This window comes from Bradyrhizobium sp. USDA 376, from assembly GCF_054063675.1.
The window spans coordinates 2,790,854-2,816,832 of sequence record NZ_JBSSGN010000001.1; the positions used below are offsets into that span (position 1 = coordinate 2,790,854).

The window sequence follows — 25,979 nt, forward strand, 5'->3', positions numbered from 1 at the left end:
GGACAAGCCGCTTTTTTCGGCCGTCAGATGATCGGCGGGCCCGATTGCCATTGTTTCACGGCCTCGATCGGATGGATCAGCATCAGGATATTGAGCGTCAGATTGTCGCGAATATGGAGCGCCAGCATGATCTCGAAGGCGATCCCGAGCAGGACCGTGACGGATACCGGCAGCACGCGCGCCGCGAGGAACCCCAGCACCATCGCCAGATTGTCAGACACCGAATTGACGATGCTGTCGCCGTAATAGTCCAGCGAGATCGTGCCGGCGCGGTAACGCTCGATGATGAAGGGCGAGTTCTCGACGATCTCCCAGGCGCCCTCGATCAGCATGGCGACGATCAGCCGAGCCGGCCACGATAAGGTCAGGAAAGGCAACCGCGCGAACAGCAGCCAGGTCAGCCCGTAGAACAGGAAGCCGTGCAGCACGTGCGAGAAGCTGTACCAGTCGGCGATGTGCTGGGAATTCTCCGAGCTGCTCACCACGCCATGCCAGAGCTTGACGTAGCCGCAGGTGCAGATCGGCACGCGCCCCATCGCGAACAGGATCGCCGCTTGCAGCGCCAGCAGCAGCAGCGCGATGCCGGCCCAGGCGAGCGGCGGAAATGCGACCTTGCTCTCCTGCGCATGTGCCAGCGTCATGATTCGCGCACCATCAACAGCGCCGGCCCATCCGGCGTCTCGACCATGCGATCGCGGACGAAGCCGGCTTTCTCATAAGCGCGTATGGCGCGTGCGTTCAGCGGATCGGGATCGGTCACCATGCGCGGCAGACCCTGCCGCAACTGCTCGTCGACGAACGCGCGGATGAACGCCGAGCCGTGGCCGTGCGCGATCATGTCGCTGTCGCCGATGAACTGGTCGATGCCACGCGTGCCCTCCGGCTGCGGCCCGAAGCCCGTATTCCAGGCGGTCAGGCGATAGCACTGAAGATAGCCGAAGGGCTTATCGCAGGCCAACACGATGAACTGGTCCATCGCCGGCTCCGTGAGGTCACCGCTCACCAGCGCAAACTGCTCGTCCGGATCGCCCCACCATTCCCGCACATGGGCTTCGCCCAGCCACCGCCGGATCAGCGGCAGATCGGCCGCGGTCATCGGGCGGAAGGTGTAGGCGGGCGCCATCTGTTAGCCGCGGCGGTGCCGCGCCCCCTCTCCCGCTTGCGGGAGAGGGTTGGGGAGAGGGTGCTTCCGCAATGGGACAGCCCCCAAGTGGAGAGAGCCCTCACCCGCGCCTTCGGCGCGACCTCTCCCGCAAGCGGGAGAGGTTACAGCCAGTCCGGAGCTCCGCTGTTCAGCCACAGCCCTAACCGCTTGCCAGGCTCTCGATGGTCAGATTTTGGTTGGTGTAGACGCAGATGTCGGCGGCGATGTCGAGGGAGCGGCGGACGATGGTCTCGGCGTCCTTGTCGGTGTCGAGCAGGGCGCGGGCGGCGGCCAGCGCGTAATTGCCGCCGGAGCCGATCGCCATCACACCGGCCTCGGGCTCGAGCACGTCGCCGGTGCCTGTCAGCACCAGGGAGACGTCCTTGTCGGCCACGATCATCATGGCCTCCAGCCGCCTGAGGTAACGGTCGGTGCGCCAGTCCTTGGCGAGCTCCACAGCCGCCCGGGTCAGCTGCCCCGGATATTGCTCGAGCTTGCTCTCCAGCCGCTCGAACAGCGTAAAGGCGTCGGCCGTGGCACCGGCGAAGCCGCCGATCACGTCGCCCTTGCCGAGCTTGCGGACCTTTTTGGCGTTGGACTTGATCACGGTCTGGCCGATCGAGACCTGGCCGTCGCCGCCGACCACCACCTTGCCGCCCTTGCGGACCGTCAAAATCGTGGTGCCGTGCCAGCCCGGCGAGCTGTTCTGGGTGTCCTGCATGAAATACCTCACTGTCCGGTCTGATTTAGGCGGTCCGGAGCGGGGGCACAACGGGCCGTTCCGGCCCTAGATTTCGCTCACCATAGGCGGAAGTGCTGCCCTGTTGGGGCGTTCCCGCAGTAGCGAAGGTGTCATTTGGCTGTTAATAGACTGGCGTTTTCGGCTCCCAAGCTAGGATGAAAGCCAGCTTTCAATGCGCACCGCGACGATCAAGCGCAAGACCAAGGAAACCGACATCGAGGTCTCCGTGAACCTCGATGGCACCGGCGTGGCCAATATCGCGACCGGCATCGGCTTTTTCGACCATATGCTCGATCTTCTCGCCCGCCATTCCCGCATCGACCTCACGGTCAAGGCGGTGGGCGACCTGCACATTGATTATCACCATACCACCGAAGACACCGGCATCGCGCTCGGCCAAGCGGTCAAGCAGGCGCTCGGCAACATGGCGGGCATCACCCGCTATGCCGGCGTGCACATGCCCATGGACGAGACCCTGTCGCGCGTGGTCATCGACATCTCGGGCCGCCCGTTCCTGGTGTTCAAGGCTGACTTCCCCCGCGACAAGATTGGCGAGTTCGACACCGAGCTGGTGCGCGAGTGGTTCCAGGCCTTCGCCATCAACGCCGGCGTGACTCTCCACGTCGAGACCCTATATGGCGATAACAGCCATCATATCGCCGAGTCCTGCTTCAAGGGTCTGGCGCGGGCGCTGCGCACCGCCGTTGCGATCGATCCGAAGGCTATGGGCGAAATCCCGTCCACCAAGGGCTCGCTCGGCGGCTGACATCTCCGTCTCGGTGGCGAAACGCTGCCGGCGGCATCACTGAATCTAGAGAACGGGGCATCACCATGCCTGCCTACACAGTTCATGCTCCCTTCCCTGGCGGAGCCGATCTGCGCGCGACCGACAAATTCGTCTTCGTGCGCGACGGCTTCCATTTCTGGGCGATGATTTTTGGCCCGTTCTGGCTGCTCTGGCACCGGCTCTGGCTGGTGCTGATCGGCTGGCTGATTTTCATCGCTGCCTTCCATGCCGGCCTCTCCAGCCTGGGACTCGGCCGCAGCTCGATCTTCTTCGCCGATATCATCATCGCGTTGCTGATGGGCCTCGAGGCCTCCAGCCTGCGGCGCTGGACGCTGTCGCGCGGCAAGTGGCGGCAGCTCGACATCGTCATCGCCGACGACCGGGACACGGCCGAGCGCCGCTTCTTCGAGCGCTGGAGCCAGAAGCAGCAGGGCATCGTCAACGATCAATGGGCCGTCGATCGCGGCGGCCCGCCGCCGACCCGGGGCGTGCCGGGCCAGCAATTCTCGAACCCGCCGCCGATTCCGGCCGGCGGCATCATTGGATTGTTTCCAGAACCGGGAGGGTCAAGATGAGCGTCGCCATCATCGATTACGGTTCCGGCAATCTGCATTCCGCCGCCAAGGCTTTTGAGCGCGCCGCGCGCAGCCTGGAGATCCCGCAAAAGGTTTTCGTCACCAGCGATCCCGATCAGGCCTACGAGGCTGACCGCCTGGTGCTGCCGGGCGTTGGCGCCTTCGCCGATTGCCGGCGCGGGCTCGACGCCGTCAACGGCATGGTCGAGGCGATCACCGAAGCGGTGCGCGTCAAGGCGCGGCCCTTCTTTGGCATCTGCGTCGGCATGCAGCTGATGGCGAGCCGCGGCAAGGAGCATGTGATCACCGAAGGCCTGAACTGGATCGGCGGCGACGTCGAGAAGATCACGCCGCGCGACGAAAGCCTGAAGATCCCGCACATGGGCTGGAATACGCTCGAGGTGCTCAGGGAGCATCCGGTGCTGAACAAGCTGCCGCTCGGCCCGAAAGGCCAGCACGCCTATTTCGTGCACTCCTATCACCTCAATCCCGCCAGCGAGGCGGATGTGCTCGCGCGCGCCGATTACGGCGGGCCTGTCACCGCGATCGTCGCGAAGGACACTGCCGTCGGCACGCAGTTTCACCCGGAGAAGAGCCAGCGTTTTGGTTTGGCCCTGATCTCGAACTTCCTGCGATGGAAACCGTGATTCTCTTTCCTGCGATCGATCTCAAGAACGGCCAATGTGTGCGCCTCGAGCAAGGCGACATGGCGCGCGCGACCGTTTTCAATCTCAATCCCGCAGCCCAGGCGCAGAGCTTTGCCGAGCAGGGCTTTGAGTATCTCCACGTCGTCGATCTCGACGGCGCCTTCGCTGGCAAGCCGGTGAACGCGCAAGCTGTCGAAGCGATGCTGAAGACGATCAAGATCCCGGTGCAGCTCGGCGGCGGCATTCGCGATCTCGAGACCGTCGAAGCCTGGCTCGCCAAGGGCATCACCCGCGTCATCATCGGCACCGCCGCGGTGCGCGATCCCGAGCTGGTGAAGTCAGCCGCGAAGAAATTCCCCGGCCGCGTGGCCGTGGGCCTCGATGCCCGCGACGGCAAGGTTGCGGTCGAAGGCTGGGCGGAGACCTCGCAGGTGACGGTGCTCGAGATCGCAAAGCGGTTCGAAGATGCCGGCGTCGCGGCCATCATCTTTACCGACATCGCGCGCGACGGCCTGCTCAAGGGCCTGAACCTGGACGCGACGATTGCGCTGGCCGACGCCATCTCGATTCCCGTGATCGCCTCCGGCGGCCTCGCCTCGATCGAGGACGTGAAAGCCATGCTGACGCCGCGCGCCAATAAGCTCGCCGGCGCGATCGCAGGCCGTGCGCTCTACGACGGCCGGCTCGACCCAGCTGCCGCCCTCACCTTGATCCGCAACGCACGCGCGCCTGGGAGCTGACACATGTTCAAGGTGCGCGTGATCCCCTGCCTCGATGTCAAGGACGGCCGCGTCGTCAAGGGCGTCAACTTCGTCGATCTGCGCGATGCCGGCGATCCCGTCGAAGCCGCGATCGCCTATGACGCCGCCGGCGCCGACGAGCTCACCTTCCTCGACATCACCGCGACCCATGAGAACCGCGGCATCATGCTGGACGTGGTCCGCCGCACGGCCGAGGCCTGCTTCATGCCTGTCACCGTCGGCGGCGGCGTGCGCGAGGTCAACGACATCAAGACGCTGCTGCGCGCCGGTGCCGACAAGGTCTCGATCAACAGCGCCGCGGTGTCGCGGCGCGAGTTCGTCAAGGAAGCTGCCGAAAAATTCGGCGAGCAGTGCGTGGTGGTTGCGATCGATGCCAAGCGCGTCAAGCGCCCGGGCGGCGACCGCTGGGAGATCTTCACCCATGGCGGCCGCAACTCCACCGGCATCGATGCGATCGAATACGCCCAGGAGGTGGTCTCGCTCGGCGCCGGCGAAATCCTGCTCACCTCGATGGACCGTGACGGCACCAGGCAGGGTTTCGACATCCCGCTGACCCGGGCGATCGCCGACAGCGTTCCCGTTCCCGTGATCGCCTCGGGCGGCGTCGGCAATCTCGACCATCTCGTCGACGGTATCCGCGACGGGCACGCCACAGCCGTGCTGGCCGCCTCGATCTTCCACTTCGGGGAATTCACCATCCGCGAAGCCAAGGAGCACATGGCCAGGCGCGGGCTGCCGATGCGCCTCGATGCCTGACGACTCCCGTTCGTAAAAATGCTACATAAGCCCACGGGGAATGGCCTCCGTGGCCTCACGTGTTTCTGAGTAAGTCCGATGTCGCGTTTCACGATCCACGATCTGGCCGAGACCATCGACGCCCGCGCCGCGTCCGGCGGCGAGGCCTCCTATACCCGCAAGCTCCTCGACAAGGGCGCCGAGCATTGCGCCAAGAAGTTCGGTGAGGAAGCAGTCGAAACCGTAATCGCAGCAGTCGAAAACGATCGCGCGCATCTGATCGCCGAGAGCGCCGACCTGCTCTATCATTTCCTTGTCTTGCTCAAGGCCCGCGGCGTAAAGCTGGAAGAGGTCGAAGCCGCGCTGGACAAGCGGACGAACATGTCAGGGTTGGAAGAGAAGGCGTCGCGCAAGAGCGCCAACTAGCCGAGGTGGAGAGGTCGCTTCATGGATATCCGCGCACCGGAGCAGCAGTATAATCCGTACCGCGTTTATACGCGCGAGCAGTGGGCGCGCCTGCGCGACGATACGCCGATGACGCTGGAGCCGGGCGAGTTCGACCGGCTGCGTTCGCTGCACGACCGCCTCGACCTTCAGGAGGTCGAGGACATCTATCTCCCGCTGTCGCGGCTGCTCTCGATCTATGTCGATGCCATGCAGCGCCTGTATTACGCCGAGCGCCAGTTTCTCAACATCCGCGATCGCAAGGTGCCCTATATCATCGGCGTCGCCGGCTCGGTCGCGGTCGGGAAGTCCACCACGGCCCGCGTGCTCCAGGCGCTCTTGGCGCGCTGGTCGCCGCGCCCGAAAGTCGAGCTGATCACCACCGACGGATTCCTCTATCCCAACGCGGTGCTCGACCGGCAGGGCATCATGCAGAAGAAGGGCTTTCCGGAGAGCTACGATCTGCCGCTGCTGCTGAGCTTCCTCTCCGACATCAAGTCGGGCCGCCGCCATGTGCGCGCGCCGGTCTACTCGCATCTGACCTACGACATCGTTCCGGGCCAGTGGGCCGAAGTCGACCAGCCCGACATTTTGATCGTCGAGGGTGTCAACGTGCTGCAAACCGGCAAGCTGCCGCGTGACGGCAAGGCGGTGCCCGTCGTCTCCGACTTCTTCGACTTCTCGGTCTATATCGACGCCGACGAGGCGGCGCTGCGGCGGTGGTACATCAAGCGCTTCCTGGCGCTGCGCGACACCGCGTTCACCAATCCCAAATCCTACTTCAACCGCTATGCACTGCTCTCGGACGAGGAAGCAACCGCGACCGCGATCGCGATCTGGGAGCGCACCAACCTCGCCAATCTCGAGGACAACATTTTGCCCACTCGTCCCCGCGCGACGCTCATTTTGAAGAAGGGCCCGGATCACGTGGTGGAGAGCGTGGCGCTCAGGCGGCTGTAATCGCGCCGGTGAACATGGATCCCTGGCTGGTCCGCGGTGAGTGTCTTTTGTAGCTGACCGATAAGCGGTATTCCGCTATGCCTTCATAAACGGCAGGAGGCAGCATGGTTGATCGTCTCAGAAGTGCTGCGGCGCAGCTTGAAGCGCCGACCTGCCCGGACTGCCATATCGAGATGAAGTGGTTCCGTTCCGAACTGCTTGCGGACGAGCCGACCCCGATCATCGCGCATCTCTTCGTGTGCCCGCATTGCAAGCGCGCAGCGCAGACCGAGACCATCTTCAAGGCAGACGTACCGCCGGCTGGCAAGCTCTCGACGCCGCGGTCTACGGCTTCTGCCGCACAACCGGTCGTTTCCGGACCTACTGTCGCGCTTTCGAGCCGACGAAGATGTGCCACGCCGCCAGAAACATTGCGGCGACGAGCGGGCCGATGACGAAGCCGTTCGCGCCGAAAGTTGCAAGGCCGCCCAGGGTGGCAAGCAGCACAATATAACTTGGCATTCGGATCGACTGGCCGACCAGGACAGGCCGGAGAAAATTGTCCGCAAGACCGATCACGAAAGTACCGAAAGCGAGCAGGATGATTCCCTTTGTGACCGCGCCCGCCACAAGCAGGTAGAGCCCGACCGGAACCCAAACCAGGGCGGAGCCGAGCACGGGCAGGAGCGAGAGCAGCGCCATGAGAGCGCCCGCCAGCAGCGGCGCAGTCAAGCCGAGCAGCCAGAAGATCAGCCCGCCAAGCGTTCCCTGAATCAGGGCAACGAGGACGATCCCCTTGATCGTCCCGCGGACCGTGAGGGTGAACGCTTCGAGAATTTCGGCGGTGTGGCTCGGGCGCAGCGGGAGCGCGTCGCGGATGCGTGTGTTGAGCTCGTCACCGTCGCGCAGCAGAAAGAACAGCAGGTACAACATCACGAGCAAGCTGGCGACGAACTCCAGCGTCAGCTGACCGATGTTGAGAGCATGCCCGGCCAGCTGTTGGCCGGCGGGGACGACCAGGCTCGACAGGCGTTCTTTCAGGGCCGAAAGATCGATGCCGGCCAGGCGGTCCGAGATGGACACAGCCCAGTCAGGCAGCGCGGATTTAAGCTGCTGCAGGGGATGAGCGAAACTGATCTCCCCGTTCTGAAAGCGCTGATACAGCTCCCCTCCCTGGTCGATGAGCGAAGCGATGACGATCGCCACGGGAATCAACACCATGACGACCACGACGACGACAGTGAACAATGCGGCGAGGTTGTGCCGTCCCGGGAGGGTTTTCAGGGCGCGTCGATAGAGTGGTGCGAAGATGATCGCCAGCAGCGTGGCCCACAGCAATGCTCCGGAGAACGGCCATAGCACCCAACCGAACGCAACGGAGATCGCGGCAAGCAAGATGAGGAACGAGCGGTCTTCCGATGTTCTCACGTGTTCGCCAGCCTTTCAGTCGCGCGTCACAAGACATCGGTATCACAAGATCGTGGCGGAGCGGCAAGTCACGCCGGGGCCATTCGTCTCGCCAGGTCGCGATCCCCTCACTTGCCCGCTTTCGCGTTCCAATCCGCGAGCTTGATGCGCCCCGCAAAGGTGGCGGGGCCCGAGCTGCCGCACCTGTAGACGAAAGCTTCGCCCTCCTGCACGTCGCCGGCCTCCTTGCCGAAGGCATCGGCGATGTTCGTCTTGTGGGTCACCAGGAAGGTGTTGGTGCCGGCCTTCGGCGGCGTATCGACCAGCTGACGCACGGCCTGGCCCGCCCTGGCATTTGCACCGGTCGGGTTTGCCATTCCCGACGCACTCGCGTTGCTGCTGTCCGTCAATGCATCGACCGGCTTGACCTCGCGGCCGGAGATCAGCTTGCCGGCCTCGATCGCACGGTTCAGCCGGCTGGTGTAGACATCGCCGATCGGGATCGCCAGCTCCTTGATCGCCGCTCCGATCTGGCGCGCCGAGTCCCTGCCCTTTTCACTGAGCTGACGCTGGGCGCTCATGTCGTCGAACTTGAAGGGATAGACGTCCTTTTGGCTGTCGTCGGTGGCGGTGTGCCGAAAGACGAGAACGTAGCCGCCTTGCTTCAGCGATGCGATCAAGTCCGGCGTGTCGGCCGCGGCGGCCTGGGAGCAAACAGCGAGAAAGACAATGACGGAGAGCCGGTAGAGCACATTCATGCGCGATATCCTCGTCAGAAACCGGGCCCCCGAAGGATGATGACGCGCAGTGCGTTGGATTTCAATCGCAGATTGTCGGTTGGGCAAGGCGCTCCTGTCACCGCAATGACGGGGAGAGAGCTGCAGGCTGCGGTGCCGTAGCGTGGGCAAAGGCGCGAAGCGCCGTGCCCACGCTCTGTGCCTGTTGTCGAACGATGCGTGGGCACGCTTCGCTTTGCCCACCCTACGGCGGCGTTGATTGCTGCTACACCGCCAGATGCCGTGACGCGGCCAATCCCGCCAGCGCCTCGTCGAGCTTGTCGCGGTCGAGCGGCTTGATCAGGAAGCCGTTCATGCCGGCCTCAAAACAGGCGTAGCGATCCTCCACCAGCGTGTTGGCAGTCAGCGCGAGGATCGGGGTGTGATGGCCGGTGGTGGCCTCATGCGCGCGGATGCGCTTTGTCGCCTCGATGCCGTCGAGCTGTGGCATCTGGATGTCCATCAAGACGAGATCATAGGGCGTGCCGGCCGATGACGCGGCGAGCCAGGATTCCAGCGCGGCTTCGCCATGGACGGCAATGACGACGCGGTGGCCGAGCTTCGTCAGCAGCGAGCGCATCAGCAGCGCGTTGATCTCGTTGTCCTCGGCGACCAGGATCGACAGGCCTTTCACCGGCGCTGCGCCGGTAGCTTCAGCCGGCGGTTCCGGCGCGAGGTCGGGCGAGGCGATCTCCGGCGTCAGCGTGAGGCGTGCGGCGAGCGAGGCGGCGCGCAGCGGTTTCACCAGGAAGCCGGTGAAGGCCGGCGAGAGTTTTTCATGGCGCGAGCTCGACGTCAGCAGCACCAGCCGCTGCGGCGCATGCGCGCGGGCGGCTTCGCCCAGCCGATCGGCGATGGCGGGACCGATCGCGCGATCGATCAGCACCGCGTGCCAGGAGCGTTCCGGCAGCAGCGCTTCCGCGACAGTGCCGTCCGTCACCAGGCAGGTCTGACCGCCCCAGCGCTCCAGGCGCCGCGCGATCAGCGAGGCCTCGATGCCCTCGGCGATCACGAGCATCGACTTGCCGGTGAGGTCAGGGCTCGGGAACGTCGTCTGCCCCGCGCTTCCTTGCGATGGCGCGAGCGGCACTGCGACTTCGAAGGTCGCGCCCTTGCCCGGCTCGCTGGTCAGCGTGATGCGGCCGCCCATGCGCTTGACGATACGTTCGCTGATTGCGAGGCCAAGCCCGGTGCCGCCATAGGTGCGGGCGACGCGCTCGTCGGCCTGCTCGAACTCGCGGAAGATGCGCTGCTGCGCCTCGGGCGCGATGCCGATGCCGGTGTCGCGGACCAGGAAGCTGATCTCGTTCGGCCAGATGCCGGGTTCGACGATCAGCGCGACGCCGCCGTGAGCTGTGAATTTGATCGCGTTGCCGGCGAGGTTGAGCAGCACCTGACGCAGCCGTGCGGCGTCGCCGACGACTTCCAGCGGCAGACGCTCGTCGACATAGGCGGCGATCTCGAGCTGCTTGGCCTGCGCGCGCGGCGCCAGCAGCTCGGTGATCTCCTCGATCAGGGTCGAGAGCGCGAACGGACGCTGCTCGAGGTCGAGCTTGCCGGCCTCGATCTTGGAATAGTCGAGCAGCTCTTCGATCAGCGCCATCAGCGCTTCGCCCGAGGTCTTCACCGCCCTGGCATAGGTCGCCTGCTCCGGCGTCAGATTGGTGTCGAGCAGCAGGCCGCCCATGCCGATGATGCCGTTGAGCGGCGTGCGGATCTCATGCGAGGCCATCGCCAGGAAGCGCGACTTGGCGCGGTTGGCGGCATCGGCCTGGTCGCGCGCCTCCGACAGCGCACGCTCGGTCTCGGTGCGATCGGTGACGTCGCGCCCGACACTCTGCAGCTCGGCGGGCTGGCCGGCATCGAGACGCACGTAGCCTTCGCGCCAGGCGATCCAGCGCGCGCCGAGCGGTGTGGTGATCCTCTGGTCGTGAATGCGGGTGCCGCTGCTTTCGCGGGCGCTGTCGCCCTGCTCCAGCACGTCGAAATCGAAGCGCGTGCCGACCAGCGCGCTGCGCGCCTGTCCGGCCAGCGCGCAATAGGCGTCGTTGGCGAAGGTGATGCGGCCTTGATGATCGCGCAGCACGATCAGATCGCCCTGCTGCTCGAACAGGCTGCGGGCGCGCTCCTCGGCTTCCTTCAGCTCCCAATTGCGGTCGATCAGCGTTTCGTTGTGGGCGGCGAGGGTGCGCATCCGCTTGTTGACGAAGCGCAGGCGCATGCTCAGCGTGGCAAGGCCGAGGCAGGCGAGGGCGAACAGGAAGCTTGCGCCGATCGCAAAGGCGTTGGGATCGTAGCCGGAATTCTCGGAGCGGCTGCCGGAGACGAAGCCATAGGCGCCGCCGAACGTTGCCGAGAAGATCATGAAGGAGCGGATCGCGAAGGCTACCCTGGGATGCTGCCGCCTGAAGCGGCGCATGCGCACCTTGATCCGGAACGTCCGACCCATCGCAACCGACCTTGCTTTTGTGCGAAACCCCACCGCCGTGTCGGACGATGTCTCGCCGACCTTGCGAACAGCTTGAGGCCTTGGGGCCGCCTCCAAACAGGGTTGACGAGGCGTTAACGCCTCAAAGCGAGGCGGCCTGGAGCGGGAGCGGACGGTGGCCGCCATGGGCGCCGACGATCAGTGCGGCCGCCTCGCGCTGCGAGAACGTTTTCGAGCGCACATAGATGCGGTAGTCCGCCGGTCCGTCGGTGGAGAGATAGACGACCGGGCCGCCATCGACGGGCTGTGCCGCGATGGTGACGAGGCGGTTTGCCGGATTGGCCTGGCAGGAGTCGGTCTCGGAACCGAGACCGTCGTCGACGACCGCGAAGTCCGCAGCGTCGGCATCGTCGGTGATCTGGACCCTGACCGTGGCCTTCGCCGGATCGTCGGTGAAGGCGACGTGGACGCCGGCGGTCCAGAACAGGGATGTCAGCTCGACCGAGGTTTCGCCGAGGGCGATGCAGGGATGCGAGACCGATCCGATCTCGCCGCGGGCAAACACGGCTGCAGCCAACAGGGGAACAACGGAGGCCAGGATCTTGAAACGCAACATGACACTCTACTCGCCGGGCCCGAGTGAACGACTCTTGGAGAACTCGTTGGGCCTTATGGTTTGCAGAGCGTAAAGGAAACTCGTTACCGCCGGGTTGATGCGCGCAATGATCAGGCGAGCTGGCGCACATCCTCCGCGAGTGCGCGGTAGGACAAGGCTTCAGCGAGATGCAACCGGCCGATCTTGTCGGCGTGGTCGAGGTCGGCGAGCGTCCGCGCCACCCGCAGCACGCGGTGATAGCCGCGCGCCGACAGCCGCATGGTCTCGGCGGCATCGCGCAGCAGCTTGGCGCCTTGCGCGTCGGGCTTTGCGATCTCCTCCAGCACGGAGGCCGGCGCCTCGGCATTGGTGCGGATGTTGGGCAGACCCGCATCGGCGTAACGCGCGAGCTGAATGTCGCGCGCCGCCGCCACGCGTGCGGCGACCTCGGCCGAACCTTCCGCCGCCGGCGGCAGGATCAGGTCGGCGGCGGTCACGGCCGGCACCTCGATGCGCAGGTCGATGCGGTCCATCAGCGGACCCGAGATGCGCGCTTGATAGTCGGAGGTGCAGCGATCGATGCGGCCGCGCTTGCAGGCGTAACCGGGCTCGAAGGCGTTGCCGCATCGGCACGGATTCATCGCCGCGACCAGCATGAAGCGTGCAGGGTAGGTGACCCGATGATTGGCGCGGGAGACGGAGACCTCGCCATTCTCGAGCGGCTGGCGCAGCGAATCCAGCACGCGCGGATCGAACTCCGGCAGCTCGTCGAGGAACAGCACGCCCTGATGCGCGAGCGAGATCTCGCCGGGCTTTGCGCGCATGCCGCCGCCGGTGAGCGCGGCCATGCTGGCGGAGTGATGCGGCGAGCGGAACGGCCGCCGCGATGTCAGCGCGCCGCCCTCGATCTCGCCGGCGACGGAGGCGATCATCGAGACTTCCAAAAGCTCGCTCGGCGACAGCGGCGGCAGGATCGAGGGCAGGCGCGCCGCCAGCATCGACTTGCCGGCGCCGGGTGCGCCGATCATCAGCATGTCGTTTCGTCAATGGGAAAACGGGACTTTCTAGCGGGTCCCCTATCGCGCACTGGGGCCCCTTTTTAGTTGACCCCGGCCCCCCAATTTCGAATGTCCGGCTTAAAGGGCGCAGCCGCCGCCGACGTGTCGCAAGCAGTGTGCTTCCCCTAGCTGTCGCACGTTGTGTCACTGCGGTTATCTTGCGGCTGTCTAAACTTTTCGGGCATTGCGCTTGGTTGCAGTGGAACTAAGGTGCTAGCTAGGACATCCATGATTTGCCGTCTTCTGCGCTGTAGCAGGCAGCACCCTGCAGGTGATCGCAATAATTCGTCACGATTCGCGCTGAACTAACTCCGGCAGAATGGTCTCTCCAGGAACCACCCGCCGGCCCGACGCACAGCACGATTTGCTTTTATAGCCGCTGGCGGCGTTGTGAACCCTCTTCACTGCCTTTTTAACGGCGTCGACCCTTACAGGTCCTCCTGCATTCAGCTGATTTCGTGCGCTTGCTCGCGGCGACAGCGGCCGGTCCTGAAACGCCGCCGAAAACCCTGGAGATCGACACGCCTACCGGACGGGCGCATCGCCATCAACCCCTAAGCCGGTCCCGGAGTTCCTGCCGATTGGCGACGAGGTTGTCGAGGTGCAGCGGCTCGGCTTGTGGCCGCTCTCCTTGCGCCAATCGTCGAACCAGCTCCCGTGTGCCATCCACCACGAACACGCCGCAATCATAGCTGTTCTGCTGCGGGGCCATTCCGGCTCGCTGCAGAGTCAGGCCCAGCCGTTCTGCGAGCCGTTCTGCGGGCTCGTCATTGTGTCCCTCGACGGAATCGTAATGATAGGCGACCGGCACTCCTCGCGTGCAGCGATCTACGAGTAGCAGCGACCAATGGGTGCCGTTAGGATGGGTTGGACTGGCATCGGTCACTGGCAGGAATAGGAAGTCGGCTACATCATTGTCATGATCATAGACGATGCGCTGCAATGCGCTGAGCGCGTCGCGCTCGGCGCCCCAACTCAACCGAAAGGCAATGAGAGGATCGACGAACCGCGTTCGGGCGGCAAGATTCGGATCATTCATTTGCAACTCCTGCGTCAGGAGCTCGTAGTCCCTCTGGATATGCTCGTCGCCCAGCCACTGCATGGGGTCGAGAGCCCGCCCGCTACGGTCGTGGGATGAGGCCGCCGGACCCGACGCCCCGATCTCGGCACCGGAGTGTATGCGCGGGAACGCCGACAGATAGTTCGCGTAATCAGGCAGCTCCTCCGGTGTGGACGGCAAATCAAGGACGTTGTAGACGTCTGACGGTGCCGCTGGCGCAGCTTCATCAGCAACTTGAGGATGATGGATGAGGTGAACGTCGTTGGGTCCTTTCGGTCCCAAAACGGCCGTGTAGCGTTCGCCGCCAATCTCGTAGTTCATGATTGGATGTTCCGCGACAGGCAAGAAGTCCCACTTGCCCAACGTGGACAGCATCATGTCGGGCGCCGGCTGGGTGCGATGAGAAAAATCCTTGGGAACGGCGAACGAAACATCGAATGTATCGCCGACAGCGGGAGACCGCAGGTGAATGAGCCGAACATCATCGGGCCCTCCCGGTCCCAACACGGCCGTATAGCGTTCACCGCGAATGTCGTAGGTCTTTACCCGCTCTGCCACATCCGGAAACTGACCCCAGCGGCCCAACCTGGACCGCATCATACCCGGCGCAGGCTGGGTGCCGTGGGAGAAGTCCTCGGGAGCGGACAAAGACGCATCAAAAGTCTCGCCGAGCGCTGGGAACACCGCCTCAGCCCGGTCGGACGCCGGCGCGGCTTGCTCCATCCTGCGTGAAGGCAGTGCTGGCGAGGCTTGATTCCCCGACGGCGCGCTGGGCTGCGGAGCGTTTTCCGATCGAGGATGGAGCGGGAAGCTCTGCCTGGTCATCCCCGCGGGCACCAACAACGCCGTGTAACGGTCAGTGTTGATCACGAAGCTGGTCGGTCGGTTGTCCCCGCTCGGGAGGACGCTGCTCCTGCTCGGTGCAGCAGGTTGTTCATGCCCGCTCTGCTGCATTGTGGGCTGCCTCTCCAATTCGTGGAGGGAAGCCCGCATCAGCACGCCAGCGTCTGCATTGAGGTCGTTTGGATTGACGAAGACTTGCGGCAGGGCGGAATGATCATCCAGCAATCGGCGAACTTTCGCAGGAGGGGACTCTGGATTAAACGTGAATCCCTCTGGCTCTACGGAGAAGGGCGGCTGAGCGGGGTGGTCGCCTAGCCGTCCCTGAATTTCCCCGCGAAGCTCATGCTCCAGCCGCTCAAGTTCCGATGGATCGGCCGGCGGCTCCTCGGCCTCATCATCGAACAGGCCCCAGACTTCCGCCGGAACCCCGCCTGACCTGGGCGACGGGACACCATCGCCCCCGGCTTCCCGAGGGCCGCCCGGACCTGAAACTTGTTTCGCGTCGAGCTGGTCACCCAACGTCCCCAACGCGGAGATGAGAGTTGCGTGCGTCGGAAGCAACCTACGAGCGAACGCGACTCGCGAATCCTGATCCAGTTCAGATATCGTCTGGCCCTTGCCCTTGAGTTTGTCAGAAAATTGGCGAAGAGCATTCTGATATAAACCAAAGGAACTCTCGTTGAGTCCGCCGGGATTAGTCAGATGCTCTATGAGAAGGGCGTCTTCCGCTGAGGGGGCAGCGCGTCGCGCGCCATAAGCTACATGGCCCGGCTCATAATACGCACGAAGGATGTTCAACCCCGTTACGATAGCATTGTCTGACGGAAAGTAAGCTTTGGCGTGCTCGGCCAGGGATTGGTGATCCCTTAGATCGGTCGATTGGCCACGACCGCGGATGTCGTTTATCAATCGACGGAGTCCTCGAGCATACTGATAGACCGTTGTCGGTTTTCGCGGACCTGCATATTGAGCAATCGCCTTGTCGATAATGTCCCGATCTTCCGTAGAGAGATTGGGATGGTGGCTCCGGCTCGCCCCCCTAGAGACAGGAGCCGGATCAGGCGGGCGCGCCTCGGCCAAGTGCTGCTCAAAGCCCTCTTGCCCGGCCTGGCCGGCGTGCGTCTCTTCCGAGACGTCGTGCTGCACTTGCGACCAAGCTGTTACGTTGGATGGATCAAAGTTCTGCCGGTCCACGCTAGCCTCACGTCCAAGATCACTTGAGCAGACCTATAGTCGCGCGAGCTTTCGAGAAGCTGACGAGGCCGCGTAGAGCCGCGGCAGGATGTTGCTCGGCTTGCCCGGGGTGCGTCTGTATGGCACCTTACGGCTCGGTAGGGCGCGCCCAACATGGCCCCCACCGCAGTCTTGAGGGGCGGCCCTCTAAAAGGGGTGCGCGGGTGCGTCTTAGCCCGTCCTATTCGTGAGAGTGCGGCTTTTGGGCCCGATTGATGCGGCCGCACATCTTGTCTGACGAGGCGCACAGGATTGCCTTCGGCTTTTCGCCGCCTGACGACCGGTACTTGCAACGCGCTTGAGGGATGGGTTGGGCGAACGGGGGCGGACGCCCCGCCGGTCAAGGACCGAGCGGCAGCAGCGCGCCGGGCAAGCCGCAGATCAGGTCGGCTTCGGGACATGCCGCGGCAAACGCAAGGCGAATGCGGCTCGTGGTCTCGACGACACGGGCGGCGATTTTCAAGAGCCGAAGACGCAGCCTCGCGAACTCGGCAGCGGCCAATTCCCGGGCTTTGGGAATGGCGTCGCGCACGGTCAGCATCAGCCAATAAGCGGCCGTATGGAGCACGAGACGGACCTGGTTGGCGAGCGCCGAACGGCAGCTGGTGCGGTCGGAGGCGAGCTGCGTCTTATGCAGCTTGATCAGATTCTCGGCTTGGCCGCGCGCGCAATACAGGCTGTCGTAGATCCACTCGGCCGAGCCGACATCGAGGCTGGTGACGACGAAACGGATGTCGAGGCCGAGCATCGTCGCCTCAATACGGGCGACGGTGCGCCGTTCGCGATCCCAGGACTTTGCCTTGTGGCGCGTCTCGGTATAGCCACGCAGAACCGGCAGGTTCTCGATGGCGCGTCGGGTGCGGATGTCGTCGGCGACCTCGTCGACGCTGGCGAGCGGCTTGGTACCGGACAGACCGAAGATGTAGTCGATGCCGTTGGTCTCGCACCACGCCATGGCCTCCGGCCGGGCATAGTGCCCGTCGCCACGGAACGTAATTCGCGTGTTGTGCCACCGCGTCCGGATATGCCGTACCAGGCGGCGCAGAAGGGCACGCACCTCGACGCCGCCCGGCGTCTTGCCGGGCCGCAGCACGACCGCCACGGGCCGGCTCTTCTCCGTGTCGTAGACGTGGATCGGCAGGAAGCAGCGTTCGTCATAATGAGCGTTGAACAGCGAGAGCTGCTGATGGCCGTGGACGACATCGCAGGTATCATCGATGTCGAGCGTGACGGATGCCGGCTCGCGCGGGTAGCTATCCATCCATGCGTCGACCAAAATGTAGGTCAGCCGGATCACGTCGCGCAGGCGCGGCGCATTCTCCAGGCGTGACAGCGTCGGTTGGGAACACAAATCCCGGCCCGTGTCCGGTAGGCGACCGCAGGCCAGCTTGAATGCGGGATCGGACCGCAGATGATCGAGGTCGTCGGCGTCCTCGTAGCCGCAGCAGATCGCGAACATGCGCGCGCGGAACATATCGACCAGGCTGTGCACGCCCCGCGTCGGATCGCGCCGATCCGGGAACACCCGGGCCAGATTGTCGGCCAAACCGAGACGCCGCTCGGCCATCGCCAGAAGCATCACGCCCCCGTTCGAGGTTAGGCGCCCACCATCGAAGGCAGCTGTGACTTTCTTGGCGTGAACGGCTGGAAACGAGAAGGGCGGAATCGTATCGTCGGTCATGGCGGGCGTGGCGTTCGCGGTTGGAGGTGATGGGGTTGGCTTCGCAACCGAATCCTACGCCGCATCAGCGCTTTACCCCTCAGGCGCACTCTTACGAATAAGACGGGTTAAGTTGAAGAAAGATTGAGTGACTCCCGATCATTTCTGTGCCGAAACGTGGAGTCGCGGTCGTGCCGCGTCCAAAGAAACCGGCGCGAGCGGCCTATTAGACGCGGTAGGTGATCAGCCTCCGAAACGAGACTATCAAGCATGAAGAGATCGAGCGCGAGGCAGAGGTTTTATTTGTGTTGAATTCTTGCTTCTCGATAGTGGTCTGAAATCGTATCATCGGTCATGGCGGGCGTGGCGTTCGCGGTTGAAGGTGATGGGGTGGCTTCGCAACCGAATCCTACGCCGCATCAGCGCTTTACACCACGCTCGCCAGCCTCTCAGGCGCCCTCTCGCGAATAAGACGGGCTAGCCCCGACTGTAAGCCGTCACTAGAGGAACCCCATGACCGCCGTCAATCCGCTGCTGTCGTTGTTCAAGGAGCAACTTGAGGCCGAGTGCAAGACGCTATCCGATCACCATGGCCTTACAGAGCGAGGCCATTCCCTCCTGTATTGGTATTTCAATCGTCTCCATGATTTCATGGACGCAGACGTCGAGGAAGTGTTCTGCGACGGTGGCGGGGATCTGGGCATCGACGCTCTGTGGATCGACGATGATGAGTTGGTCCACTTCTATCAATTCAAAAACCCGCAGAGCATCGACAAGGGGATCCCGACTGGCGACGTAGATAAGGTCATCTCTGGCTTGGGGTTGATTTTGAACCGAAAGCACGAGGCGGTAGCAAATCCTGATCTCAAGGCCAGACTTGAGGAACTCTATCAGCAGGTCCCAAACGGTTACCGCATTCACTTCGTTAGCAGTGGCGCTGGGCTGGCTCCCGAGGCAAAGCTCAAACTTGACACATTCGTCACGGCGTTAAAGGGCCGTGCCGCCGATAGCTTTATTGAGTGGGATGAACAACCTATCGAAATCCTTCAAGAGCGCTTCTACCAGCACTCCCTTCCGGCTGTTAAGGATCCGCTGCGACTTGACGTTCCTGTAACTCCCTACACCCAACGATCCGGCATTGCGGATTGCTACCTGTTCTCTATTCCTGGAAACACGTTGGCCGAACTGTACGCGCAACACGGAGAGGGATTGCTACAGAGGAATATCCGGGTTGATCAACGCGATACGGCTACCAACAGATCAATCGAGGCTACGTGTACGGGCGATGGTTCTGTTAACTTCCTTCACTTCAATAATGGTGTGACGTTCCTGTGTGAGAAAGCGTTCTATGACGTTTTCCAAAAGACCTTGACCTTGGAGAGGGCTCAGGTCGTAAACGGTGGCCAAACGATCCGTGCGCTGCATCGAGCCCTCGAAAAAAGGAAGCTGAAGTCAGACGTTATCGTTCCAGCGAGAGCAATTACGTCAAGTGGTCACAAGGACTTCGCTAACGATGTCGCAGTCAATCAAAACAACCAAAACCAAGTTGGCACCGGCTTCCTGCGGTCGAACGATCAGCGCGTCGTTCAACTAGATCATGCGCTTGCCTCGCTTGGGTGGTTGCTGGAACGGCGAGAGGGAGAACTGACTAGCTTGACGGACACCGAGCGGGTGGCTCTTGAGCGGCGTATTGGCCATCATCTTGACGGCCGCATCATTCGCCTAAAGGACGGCGCGCAAGCCTACACCGCTACATTTTACGGCCAGCCGGAAATCGCGAAGAAGAACGTGAAGAAGATTTTCCTCTCGGTCGAAGATGGCGGTTACTACGAGCGCATCTTTTCCGGTGACATGACCGCAGAGAAAATCGTGATCGCTCACGACCTGAAGCAAAGGCTTGACGATTTTGTGAAGCGGTTCACCGCAATCAGGCGGAAAGCGCAGGCTTCGACTAACTTGAAGACTGTTTATGAACCCATTCTAGGAGAGCCTCTAGCGCAGAAACACAGCGACGTGATGCACCAAGTGATCCCGCAATGCTCGTTGTTCATCTGCGGCACAATCTACAGGGAACTAGTTGAGATTAGAAAGACGGCTCTAAAGGACATCTCTAAAATCGTGAGCATGGAGGCAGACGAGCTAATTCGCGCGCACTTGCTCCATATCATCGACTTTGCCAAGAACAACAAAGACAAGGCCGATAAGAGCTGGCCCGTGCTGCTAAAGAGCAACGCGTTTTTCAATCACATAACGGCATACGTGGCCGGCGTCGCAAAGGGCCGCGCTGCCGCAGGATCCGCCCATTAATCGCCGCGGTGGATCCCTCTCGTAGTGCAGCGGGTCTCCTATCGCTGAGCCTCGTTCGGCGGGTACCCTTTTTGGCCTCAAGCCCCGGCCGGATTTCAGGGCCGCCTTGACGTGTTCCTTGGCTGGTTGTTTCCGCCGATGCTCTGGTCGATGCGGCTCCTGCCGTTCTGATGGCGGAGAGCCCGCCCCGGATGGATCCTCTTGGCGGTCGGCGGTGCGGGTTTGGTGTCTCGGTGGGTCCTGCGGTCATCCAAGCCCCCAATCCCTGCAGAGCGCTTGAGCGTTCCGGTGGGCTCTCCTGCTGCGTCCTCGGGGTGGGGGGACGCCCCTAGTGCCGCGCCTGCCACCCGCGTTGATACAATATTGTGGCCGATCTGGCCCCAATTTCACGGAACTCCGGGGGGGCCGTCTGGCGCCTCCCCACGTTGTTATAAACTGGCAGCGTATGTCTCCCCTTCCGGGTGCCTCAACTGAGGAGCCCCGTCTCTCAACCTCCCCAAATGGGGGGTGTAGTGTTTGGGGACCTTCAGAAGTCCTCATCGGGCGTTTTGTCGTCCGGGTCGTAGGTCGCTTCGGCCGGCTCCGTCCATTGGGCCATGAGGGCCTGCGGGAGCCCATCGTTCAATTTGGCCAGAGCTATAGCCGTGATGTCCGGGTTCTTGGTCAGGCGTGCTCCCAGTTTCGCACGGGCGATTGCTTCGACCAGTTTCTGAGCTTCAGCCTCGCGCCAATCCTCAAGCTCGGCGTCCTCCGTAATCCCCTGCGCTCGTCCGCGCGCCGTGTTCCAAGACATCTCCAGAACGTCGTCCGCTGGCAGCCCCATCTCCCTCAGCCTCTTCAGCACGGCCCTCATGTTGCTTACGCTGCTCTGGGCAATACCGGCGTCTCTGGCGATGCTGGAGATGCTGTCCCCGTCCTTGTCTTGCCTCACAAGCCTCCACGCGGCTGCGAGCTTGTCCGCCTTTCCCATTGGGATCTTATCCCGAGAATTGCTTCGCAGGGCAAAGCGCTCTGCCTCCTCTAATGTCCCGAGGAACACCTTGGCTGGGACCTGGCGCACACCCGCCGTGTCGTAAGCCGCTAAGCGGTGGTGGCCGTCAATTACGTAGAACCCGGTCCCAACAGCGAACACTGTGATTGGTGGCAGCTTGAACCCATCACGCAGCGCCCTTGCCATGTCGTAGATGACATCATGTCTTGGCACCATGTTGCGCTTGGGTAGCCGCCATTGGAAAGCCTTCTCCGCGACCCTAATGGTGTCGCGCTCCAGCACCGTCCCTGCGCTGGCGTTCGCCGGGAGCACGGGTTGCTCCTCGGTCCTCAGTCGGGCCTCAAGGTCTGCAATGCTCTCGTAGGTGTCTGCGGGTGTCTGGATGTCAGTGCGGGTGAACGTGCGCTTCCGTTGCGTATTCTTCTTGGCCACTCGGCTCAGTCCTCTTCCATCATGTTCTCGATTGAGTTGGCGTCCCAATTGAAGCGGCTCGTCATGAAAAGCGTCTCCTGCGGGGTCTCCGCGTGGTGCCACCAGATGTCCAAGCCCGCTTCCTGCGGTCGCATCACCATCTTGCTTACCGCTCCCCGCAAGGCCTTGTTGGCCTCCTCCGTGTCCATGGGCTCCCTCGTGAGCGCCTTCTCGACGGCGGCCAGTCGCATGTTCACGTTGGTGCTTCTGAGGGCGTCCCTGCGTTCCAACAGTTTCCTCAGCGCCTCCCGGTGCTCATCAAGTTCGCGCTCGGCGTCCCGGAGCCGTTGTGACGCGGCCCTGCTTTTGTCGGTGATGCGCAGCTCTAGCAGCTCGTTTACGTAGCCTTCACCTACATCGACTGTCCCCTTCAACTGCTCGATTTTGGCGTCCATGTCTGCGGTGTTGCTGCCGGTTGGCGCATCATCGAGCGTTCCGAGCAAGCGGAGCCTGAAGGCGCTTACGGCTTCGGCATAGGGGACGCTCTCGTATTTGCATGTCCCTGATTTCCCGTGCGCCGCTGCGCACACGAGATACACCTGCTGCCCTTTGTTGACCCGAGTAACGGTGCCCCCGCAGTGCTGACACTTCATGAGCCCCGCGAAGATTGACCGTGTGGGCTCCTTGGCGTTCTTCCCTCGTGGGGCCGTGGTGCTCAGGCGGGCGTTCACACGCTCGAACAGGTCCCGGTCTACCGCAGCGGGGAAGCGGTGCGCGATAGGCTCTTGCGGTGTCCGTTCCTTGGTGCGCTTGCCATCAATCTTCCGCACCGTGTGCGGCACAAAGACCCCAATGGCGGCCTTGTTGGTCAGGAGCTTGCGGATGTAGGAGCGGTGCCAATACTTGGCCTTCCACTTCCCCGCGCCCCATGTGTCCTCCTTGGTATCGTTGAGGTGCGCAGCGATGCTGTGAGCCCCCGTTCCGTCGTCAGACATCTCGAACATCCACCGCAGCAACTTCGCTCGGTGTTCAATCAGCTCATAGCTTGCTGTCTGGGTGTTCCAGCGGATCCACGCGGGGAGCTTCAGGGTGTAGGGCTTGGTGAGCTTCTCCTGCCCCCTGAACTTCTCCCGTCTGGCGGCGTGCGCCTTGGCCACACGAACGCCCTTGGTGGCGCTCTCTTCGTTGGCGCGGATGAATTTGAGCACCATCATCATGAAGAGGAACGGGTCCTTTTCGAGCGTCTCGGCGCTGTACTCCCGTCCTCCATCGGACAGGTCCACAACGGTGATCCCATGCTCGATGATGTCTTCAATGACCCGCACCGCCCGTCGCGCTGCTTGCCTGCTGATGCGGTCAAGGCTCTCGACCAAGAGCCAAGAGCCGTGCGGTATCGTCCCGTCCTTGACGCGCTCAAGGAACACCCCGAGTTCCCCAGTCTCTCTATTGGCCCCTGTGAAGCCCGAGACGCCCTTATCTTGAAAAGTCAGCTCGTCATCCAAGGTGACCTTGGTTGCAGCTGCGGATTTCACGGATCGTGAGCATCGATTTCGCGCGATCGTGAGCACTGAATTCAGACGATCGTGAGCAGCCCGCTACGGCCGATGGGAGATAGAGTCAGTGTTCTGGTTGGCCGTCAAGGGTGATGGTTTTGGCGCTGCGTTTTCGCATGCTTTCTCCGGTGAGCTGGAGGCGGTGGGCGTTGTGGACGAGGCGATCGAGAATGGCGTCGGCGACCGTGGGGTCCCCAATGGCTCCATGCCAGGTGTCCACGGGGAGCTGACTTGTGACGATGGTGGATGCGCGGCCATGGCGGTCCTCGAGGATTTCGAGCAGATCGCGGCGTTCCGCGGCGGTGAGCACCGATAGTCCCCAATCATCCAAAATCAGAAGCTGAGCGCGGCCGAGGCTTTTGAGGAGCCGAGCGTAACGTCCGTCTCCGCGCGCGAGCGCGAGCGCCTCGAACAGCCTTGGAACGCGATGATAGAGGACTGATCGGTTGTCGCGGCAGGCCTTGTGGCCGAGCGCGCAGGCTAACCAACTTTTGCCCAGGCCGGTTGCCCCGGTGACGAGCAAATTCTCGTGGCGATCGATCCAGCGACCTTCGACGAGTTTGGCGAAAACGGCGCGGTCGATGCCCCGCGGGGTGCGCAGATCGACGTCCTCGACGCAAGCAGTCTGGCGCAGTGCGGCGATCTTGAGGCGCGTGGTGAGCCGCCTGGTGTCGCGTTCGGCGGCTTCGCGGTCGACCAACAGGCCGATGCGATCTTCGAACGGCAGGGCTTCGAGATCGGGCGATCGGCGCTGCTCCTCGAAGGCCTTGGCCATTCCGGTCAGGCCAAGCTCGATCAGCCGTTCGTGGGTTGGGTGGTTAAGCATGCCGGGTCTCTCCTTGCTTCAGTGGAAGTAGTCGCGTCCGCGGATGTTGCCGTGGCGCAGGGGCTGGTGCTCGAAAGATTCGTCGAAGAACGTGCGATCGAGGCCGTTCTGGAGGATCGATCTAATCGAGGCGACGGAGCGCGCCTTGATGAGGATGCCCCTCCGGCAGGCTGCGTCGAGGCGTTCGGCGCCGTAGCTTTTGACGAGCGCCAGAATGCCAAGGCAGGTTCGAAAGCCTTGTTCTGGATGGGGCCGGGCGTCGATCACGGCCTGGAAAAACGCTGCTGTCGAAGGACCGATCCGCTCGCCGGCGGCGATCACCGCGGCGGGGGTCCATTTGCCGTAGCGGCGATGGGCGCTGGGCATGTGGTCGGCGATGGTGGTGTGTCCGCGTCGGTTGGGCGCGCGGGCATGGCTGGCGATCCGCTGGCCCTTGTGGAAGATCTCGACCGTCCGATCGTCGATACGGGCATCGACCAGCTCGCCAATCAGACGATACGGCGCGGAGTACCAATGGCCGTCGACCTCGACATGATAATCGGGAGCGAGGCGGCAGCGCTTCCAGCGTGCGAAGGCATAAGGCTGATCTGGCAGCGGGGTTAGCTTGGGTTTGTCGAGTTCGGCAAACAGTTCGGCGCGGCTTGAGCCGAAGCCACGCATTTGACGAGCATTGAGTTCGTCGACGAGTGTCTTGATGGCGGCGTTGAGCTCGGCCCGGGAAAAAGAAGCGCTGATTGCGCAGCCGGGCCAGAATCCAGCGCTGGGCGATTTGCACCGCGACCTCGACCTTCGCCTTGTCTTTTGGGCGCCGCGGCCGTGCGGCGAGAATGGCCGTGCCGTAATGGCTCGCCATCTCGGCATAAGTGCGATTGAGGCCGGGATCGTAGCGGTCGGGGTTGCTGACGGCGGCTTTGAGGTTGTCGCAGACCACGAACGTCGGCGTTCCGCTCAAAAACGTGAACAAGTTGACGTGGGCCCGGATCCAGTCGGCCAAGCTCTCGCTGGGGCAGGCCTCGGCGTAGGTGTAGTTCGAAGCGCCCATCGCCGCGACGAACAGCTTCATCGGCTGCACTTCCCCGGTCAGGGGATCGACGATGTCGATGGTGTCGCCGGCGAAATCCACGAACACCTTCTCGCCGCCCAGATGAATCTGCCGCATCGAAGGTCGGACCCGCCCCTTCCAGGCCTCGTAGGTAGTGCAGAACCACGTGTACCCGAAACCGTCGGGATTAACGGCGCGATACTCCTCCCAGAGCAGGCGACGGGTTACGTTGCGCCGGCGGAGCTCTTTATCGATGTAGCTCCAGTCGGGCACCGGCCGCTGCGGGCTCTGAGACGCTGGTCGTGGGGCCGGGAAAAGCAAAAGCTCCAGGTCTTCATCGGTCATTCCCTCCGGAAGCGGCCAGCTCAACCCAGCAGAGCGGGCGCGGCTCAGGTAGCTGTGCACAACGCCGTTGCTGACGCCCACGCTCCGCGCGATGGCCCGCTCTGGCAGGCCTTGAAAATGTTTTAACCGAAGGACTTCCTTGATCCGGCGCATCGACAATCTCTGGGTAGGCATTGGACTTCCTCGTTAACCACGAGGTCATCCCTAAGCCGGTTGAGTTGTCGGCCGAAGCGCTGCAAGGCTCCGAAAGCCTTGCTCACGATCCCGCGAAATCGTTGCTCACGATCGTCTGAAATCTCTGCTCACGATCCCCTGAAATCCGCGCTCACGATCCCGCGAAACGCGCATGCAGCGGCCCACGCCCGCGCTGCATCGGTCTGACGCTGGAGCGAATGGCCCTTGGCCTGCTCAGGTGTGCTGAACCGAACGTAGCTGTACGCCCTCGGGAGCCGCTGCGTGTCCATGGGCTTCCCTCAGCGGCTCAGAGCTTCGCGTGTGACCGTGGCGAGTACGGTATCGACGCAACCCCACCGGACGGCTAAGCGGTGCGCCCACGCCTCCACGCGTTCCCCAAGGGCTTGCTTGCGCTCCCCTGGGATCTGTACGGCCCAACTGAACTTGATGGCTGCGGTGGTGATGCGGTTCATGTCTGGTCTTCCCTATAGCGCCC

At 63.0% G+C, this 25,979-nt stretch carries 21 protein-coding genes and 2 pseudogenes; 8 read left to right on the top strand and 15 right to left on the bottom strand.

The genetic code is table 11. The annotated features are described in order from the left end of the window. Positions 1–23: 23 nt before the first annotated feature. The 3 genes from ACVJ19_RS13150 to hslV form a co-directional block, all read right to left on the bottom strand. Positions 24–641, bottom strand: coding sequence for a DUF2585 domain-containing protein (locus ACVJ19_RS13150; RefSeq protein WP_453948767.1), 618 nt, complete (start codon positions 639–641; stop codon positions 24–26). After that, positions 638–1,123, bottom strand: a complete 486-nt coding sequence (locus tag ACVJ19_RS13155) for a GNAT family N-acetyltransferase (RefSeq protein WP_453948766.1) — start codon at positions 1,121–1,123, stop codon at positions 638–640. Before ACVJ19_RS13155 ends, ACVJ19_RS13150 begins: the two co-directional genes overlap by 4 nt. 181 nt (positions 1,124–1,304) lie before the next feature. Then, on the bottom strand, positions 1,305–1,865 hold the full coding sequence (gene hslV / locus ACVJ19_RS13160; protein WP_453948765.1) for an ATP-dependent protease subunit HslV: 561 nt from the start codon (positions 1,863–1,865) through the stop codon (positions 1,305–1,307). 193 nt (positions 1,866–2,058) lie between these two features. Between hslV and hisB the strand changes: the two genes are divergently transcribed. The 7 genes from hisB to coaA all read left to right on the top strand — a co-directional run bounded on the left by hisB (position 2,059) and on the right by coaA (position 6,795). Beyond that, complete coding sequence (gene hisB, locus ACVJ19_RS13165; RefSeq protein WP_453948764.1) at positions 2,059–2,652, top strand: imidazoleglycerol-phosphate dehydratase HisB; 594 nt, start codon at positions 2,059–2,061, stop codon at positions 2,650–2,652. Positions 2,653–2,717: 65 nt separating this feature from the next. Then, complete coding sequence (locus tag ACVJ19_RS13170; protein ID WP_453948763.1) at positions 2,718–3,248, top strand: DUF2628 domain-containing protein; 531 nt, start codon at positions 2,718–2,720, stop codon at positions 3,246–3,248. Continuing rightward, on the top strand, positions 3,245–3,895 hold the full coding sequence (gene hisH, locus ACVJ19_RS13175; protein ID WP_453948762.1) for an imidazole glycerol phosphate synthase subunit HisH: 651 nt from the start codon (positions 3,245–3,247) through the stop codon (positions 3,893–3,895). The genes ACVJ19_RS13170 and hisH overlap by 4 nt, the downstream gene beginning before the upstream one ends. Beyond that, entirely contained in the window at positions 3,892–4,635 is a 744-nt protein-coding gene (gene hisA, locus ACVJ19_RS13180; RefSeq protein ID WP_453948761.1) for a 1-(5-phosphoribosyl)-5-[(5-phosphoribosylamino)methylideneamino]imidazole-4-carboxamide isomerase, read from the top strand. The genes hisH and hisA overlap by 4 nt, the downstream gene beginning before the upstream one ends. Positions 4,636–4,638: 3 nt before the next feature. Next, entirely contained in the window at positions 4,639–5,412 is a 774-nt protein-coding gene (gene hisF, locus ACVJ19_RS13185; protein ID WP_018646048.1) for an imidazole glycerol phosphate synthase subunit HisF, read from the top strand. A 78-nt stretch (positions 5,413–5,490) separates the two neighbouring features. Next, positions 5,491–5,817: a phosphoribosyl-ATP diphosphatase gene (locus ACVJ19_RS13190; protein WP_453948760.1), complete on the top strand. Its 327-nt coding sequence runs from the start codon at positions 5,491–5,493 to the stop codon at positions 5,815–5,817. Between the two features lie 21 nt (positions 5,818–5,838). Then, the gene (coaA, locus tag ACVJ19_RS13195) at positions 5,839–6,795 is read left to right on the top strand and encodes a type I pantothenate kinase (protein ID WP_453948759.1); all 957 of its coding nucleotides are present in this window, start codon (positions 5,839–5,841) and stop codon (positions 6,793–6,795) included. A 360-nt stretch (positions 6,796–7,155) separates the two neighbouring features. On the opposite strand, the gene ACVJ19_RS13200 is transcribed toward coaA, so the two are convergent. From ACVJ19_RS13200 to ACVJ19_RS13230, 7 genes and pseudogenes are all read right to left on the bottom strand, one after another. Further along, on the bottom strand, positions 7,156–8,202 hold the full coding sequence (locus ACVJ19_RS13200; RefSeq protein WP_453948758.1) for an AI-2E family transporter: 1,047 nt from the start codon (positions 8,200–8,202) through the stop codon (positions 7,156–7,158). 107 nt (positions 8,203–8,309) lie between these two features. Beyond that, positions 8,310–8,939, bottom strand: coding sequence for a histidine phosphatase family protein (locus ACVJ19_RS13205; RefSeq protein ID WP_453948757.1), 630 nt, complete (start codon positions 8,937–8,939; stop codon positions 8,310–8,312). Between the two features lie 244 nt (positions 8,940–9,183). Continuing rightward, positions 9,184–11,406, bottom strand: a complete 2,223-nt coding sequence (locus tag ACVJ19_RS13210) for an ATP-binding protein (protein ID WP_453948756.1) — start codon at positions 11,404–11,406, stop codon at positions 9,184–9,186. Positions 11,407–11,527: 121 nt separating this feature from the next. Beyond that, a complete protein-coding gene (locus ACVJ19_RS13215; protein WP_453948755.1) occupies positions 11,528–12,001 on the bottom strand; it encodes a hypothetical protein in 474 nt (157 codons plus the stop codon). A gap of 110 nt (positions 12,002–12,111) precedes the next feature. Next, a pseudogene (locus ACVJ19_RS13220) lies at positions 12,112–13,014 on the bottom strand (YifB family Mg chelatase-like AAA ATPase); the annotation flags it as partial. 571 nt (positions 13,015–13,585) lie between these two features. Then, the gene (locus ACVJ19_RS13225; RefSeq protein ID WP_156902877.1) at positions 13,586–16,135 is read right to left on the bottom strand and encodes a Ulp1 family isopeptidase; all 2,550 of its coding nucleotides are present in this window, start codon (positions 16,133–16,135) and stop codon (positions 13,586–13,588) included. A 379-nt stretch (positions 16,136–16,514) separates the two neighbouring features. Next, entirely contained in the window at positions 16,515–17,855 is a 1,341-nt protein-coding gene (locus tag ACVJ19_RS13230) for an IS1380 family transposase (RefSeq protein WP_039186464.1), read from the bottom strand. Between the two features lie 492 nt (positions 17,856–18,347). Here ACVJ19_RS13230 and ACVJ19_RS13235 point away from each other — a divergent pair, with 492 nt between their 5' ends. Next, on the top strand, positions 18,348–20,141 hold the full coding sequence (locus ACVJ19_RS13235; protein WP_018644988.1) for an AIPR family protein: 1,794 nt from the start codon (positions 18,348–18,350) through the stop codon (positions 20,139–20,141). Between the two features lie 526 nt (positions 20,142–20,667). On the opposite strand, the gene ACVJ19_RS13240 is transcribed toward ACVJ19_RS13235, so the two are convergent. From ACVJ19_RS13240 to ACVJ19_RS13260, 5 genes and pseudogenes are all read right to left on the bottom strand, one after another. Then, a complete protein-coding gene (locus ACVJ19_RS13240) occupies positions 20,668–21,564 on the bottom strand; it encodes a ParB/RepB/Spo0J family partition protein (protein WP_018644989.1) in 897 nt (298 codons plus the stop codon). Between the two features lie 5 nt (positions 21,565–21,569). Beyond that, positions 21,570–23,045, bottom strand: coding sequence for a recombinase family protein (locus ACVJ19_RS13245; RefSeq protein ID WP_453948754.1), 1,476 nt, complete (start codon positions 23,043–23,045; stop codon positions 21,570–21,572). Between the two features lie 115 nt (positions 23,046–23,160). Continuing rightward, positions 23,161–23,922: an IS21-like element ISFK1 family helper ATPase IstB gene (gene istB, locus ACVJ19_RS13250; RefSeq protein WP_011090937.1), complete on the bottom strand. Its 762-nt coding sequence runs from the start codon at positions 23,920–23,922 to the stop codon at positions 23,161–23,163. Between the two features lie 18 nt (positions 23,923–23,940). Next, positions 23,941–25,483: pseudogene (gene istA, locus ACVJ19_RS13255) on the bottom strand (IS21-like element ISFK1 family transposase). 299 nt (positions 25,484–25,782) lie between these two features. Further along, positions 25,783–25,956: a hypothetical protein gene (locus ACVJ19_RS13260; protein WP_018644991.1), complete on the bottom strand. Its 174-nt coding sequence runs from the start codon at positions 25,954–25,956 to the stop codon at positions 25,783–25,785. Between the last annotated feature and the right edge of the window lie 23 nt (positions 25,957–25,979).

Excerpts from the sequence above, each read along its gene's own strand:
- ACVJ19_RS13190 (WP_453948760.1), top strand. The coding sequence starts at position 5,491 with ATGTCGCGTTTCACGATCCACGATCTGGCCGAGACCATCGACGCCCGC.
- ACVJ19_RS13215 (WP_453948755.1), bottom strand. The coding sequence starts at position 12,001 with ATGTTGCGTTTCAAGATCCTGGCCTCCGTTGTTCCCCTGTTGGCTGCA.
- hslV (WP_453948765.1), bottom strand. The coding sequence starts at position 1,865 with ATGCAGGACACCCAGAACAGCTCGCCGGGCTGGCACGGCACCACGATT.
- coaA (WP_453948759.1), top strand. The coding sequence starts at position 5,839 with ATGGATATCCGCGCACCGGAGCAGCAGTATAATCCGTACCGCGTTTAT.
- hisF (WP_018646048.1), top strand. The coding sequence starts at position 4,639 with ATGTTCAAGGTGCGCGTGATCCCCTGCCTCGATGTCAAGGACGGCCGC.
- ACVJ19_RS13205 (WP_453948757.1), bottom strand. The coding sequence starts at position 8,939 with ATGAATGTGCTCTACCGGCTCTCCGTCATTGTCTTTCTCGCTGTTTGC.
- ACVJ19_RS13260 (WP_018644991.1), bottom strand. The coding sequence starts at position 25,956 with ATGAACCGCATCACCACCGCAGCCATCAAGTTCAGTTGGGCCGTACAG.
- istB (WP_011090937.1), bottom strand. The coding sequence starts at position 23,922 with ATGCTTAACCACCCAACCCACGAACGGCTGATCGAGCTTGGCCTGACC.
- ACVJ19_RS13235 (WP_018644988.1), top strand. The coding sequence starts at position 18,348 with ATGACCGCCGTCAATCCGCTGCTGTCGTTGTTCAAGGAGCAACTTGAG.
- ACVJ19_RS13210 (WP_453948756.1), bottom strand. The coding sequence starts at position 11,406 with ATGGGTCGGACGTTCCGGATCAAGGTGCGCATGCGCCGCTTCAGGCGG.
- ACVJ19_RS13155 (WP_453948766.1), bottom strand. The coding sequence starts at position 1,123 with ATGGCGCCCGCCTACACCTTCCGCCCGATGACCGCGGCCGATCTGCCG.
- ACVJ19_RS13170 (WP_453948763.1), top strand. The coding sequence starts at position 2,718 with ATGCCTGCCTACACAGTTCATGCTCCCTTCCCTGGCGGAGCCGATCTG.
- ACVJ19_RS13150 (WP_453948767.1), bottom strand. The coding sequence starts at position 641 with ATGACGCTGGCACATGCGCAGGAGAGCAAGGTCGCATTTCCGCCGCTC.
- hisH (WP_453948762.1), top strand. The coding sequence starts at position 3,245 with ATGAGCGTCGCCATCATCGATTACGGTTCCGGCAATCTGCATTCCGCC.
- hisB (WP_453948764.1), top strand. The coding sequence starts at position 2,059 with ATGCGCACCGCGACGATCAAGCGCAAGACCAAGGAAACCGACATCGAG.
- ACVJ19_RS13230 (WP_039186464.1), bottom strand. The coding sequence starts at position 17,855 with ATGACCGACGATACGATTCCGCCCTTCTCGTTTCCAGCCGTTCACGCC.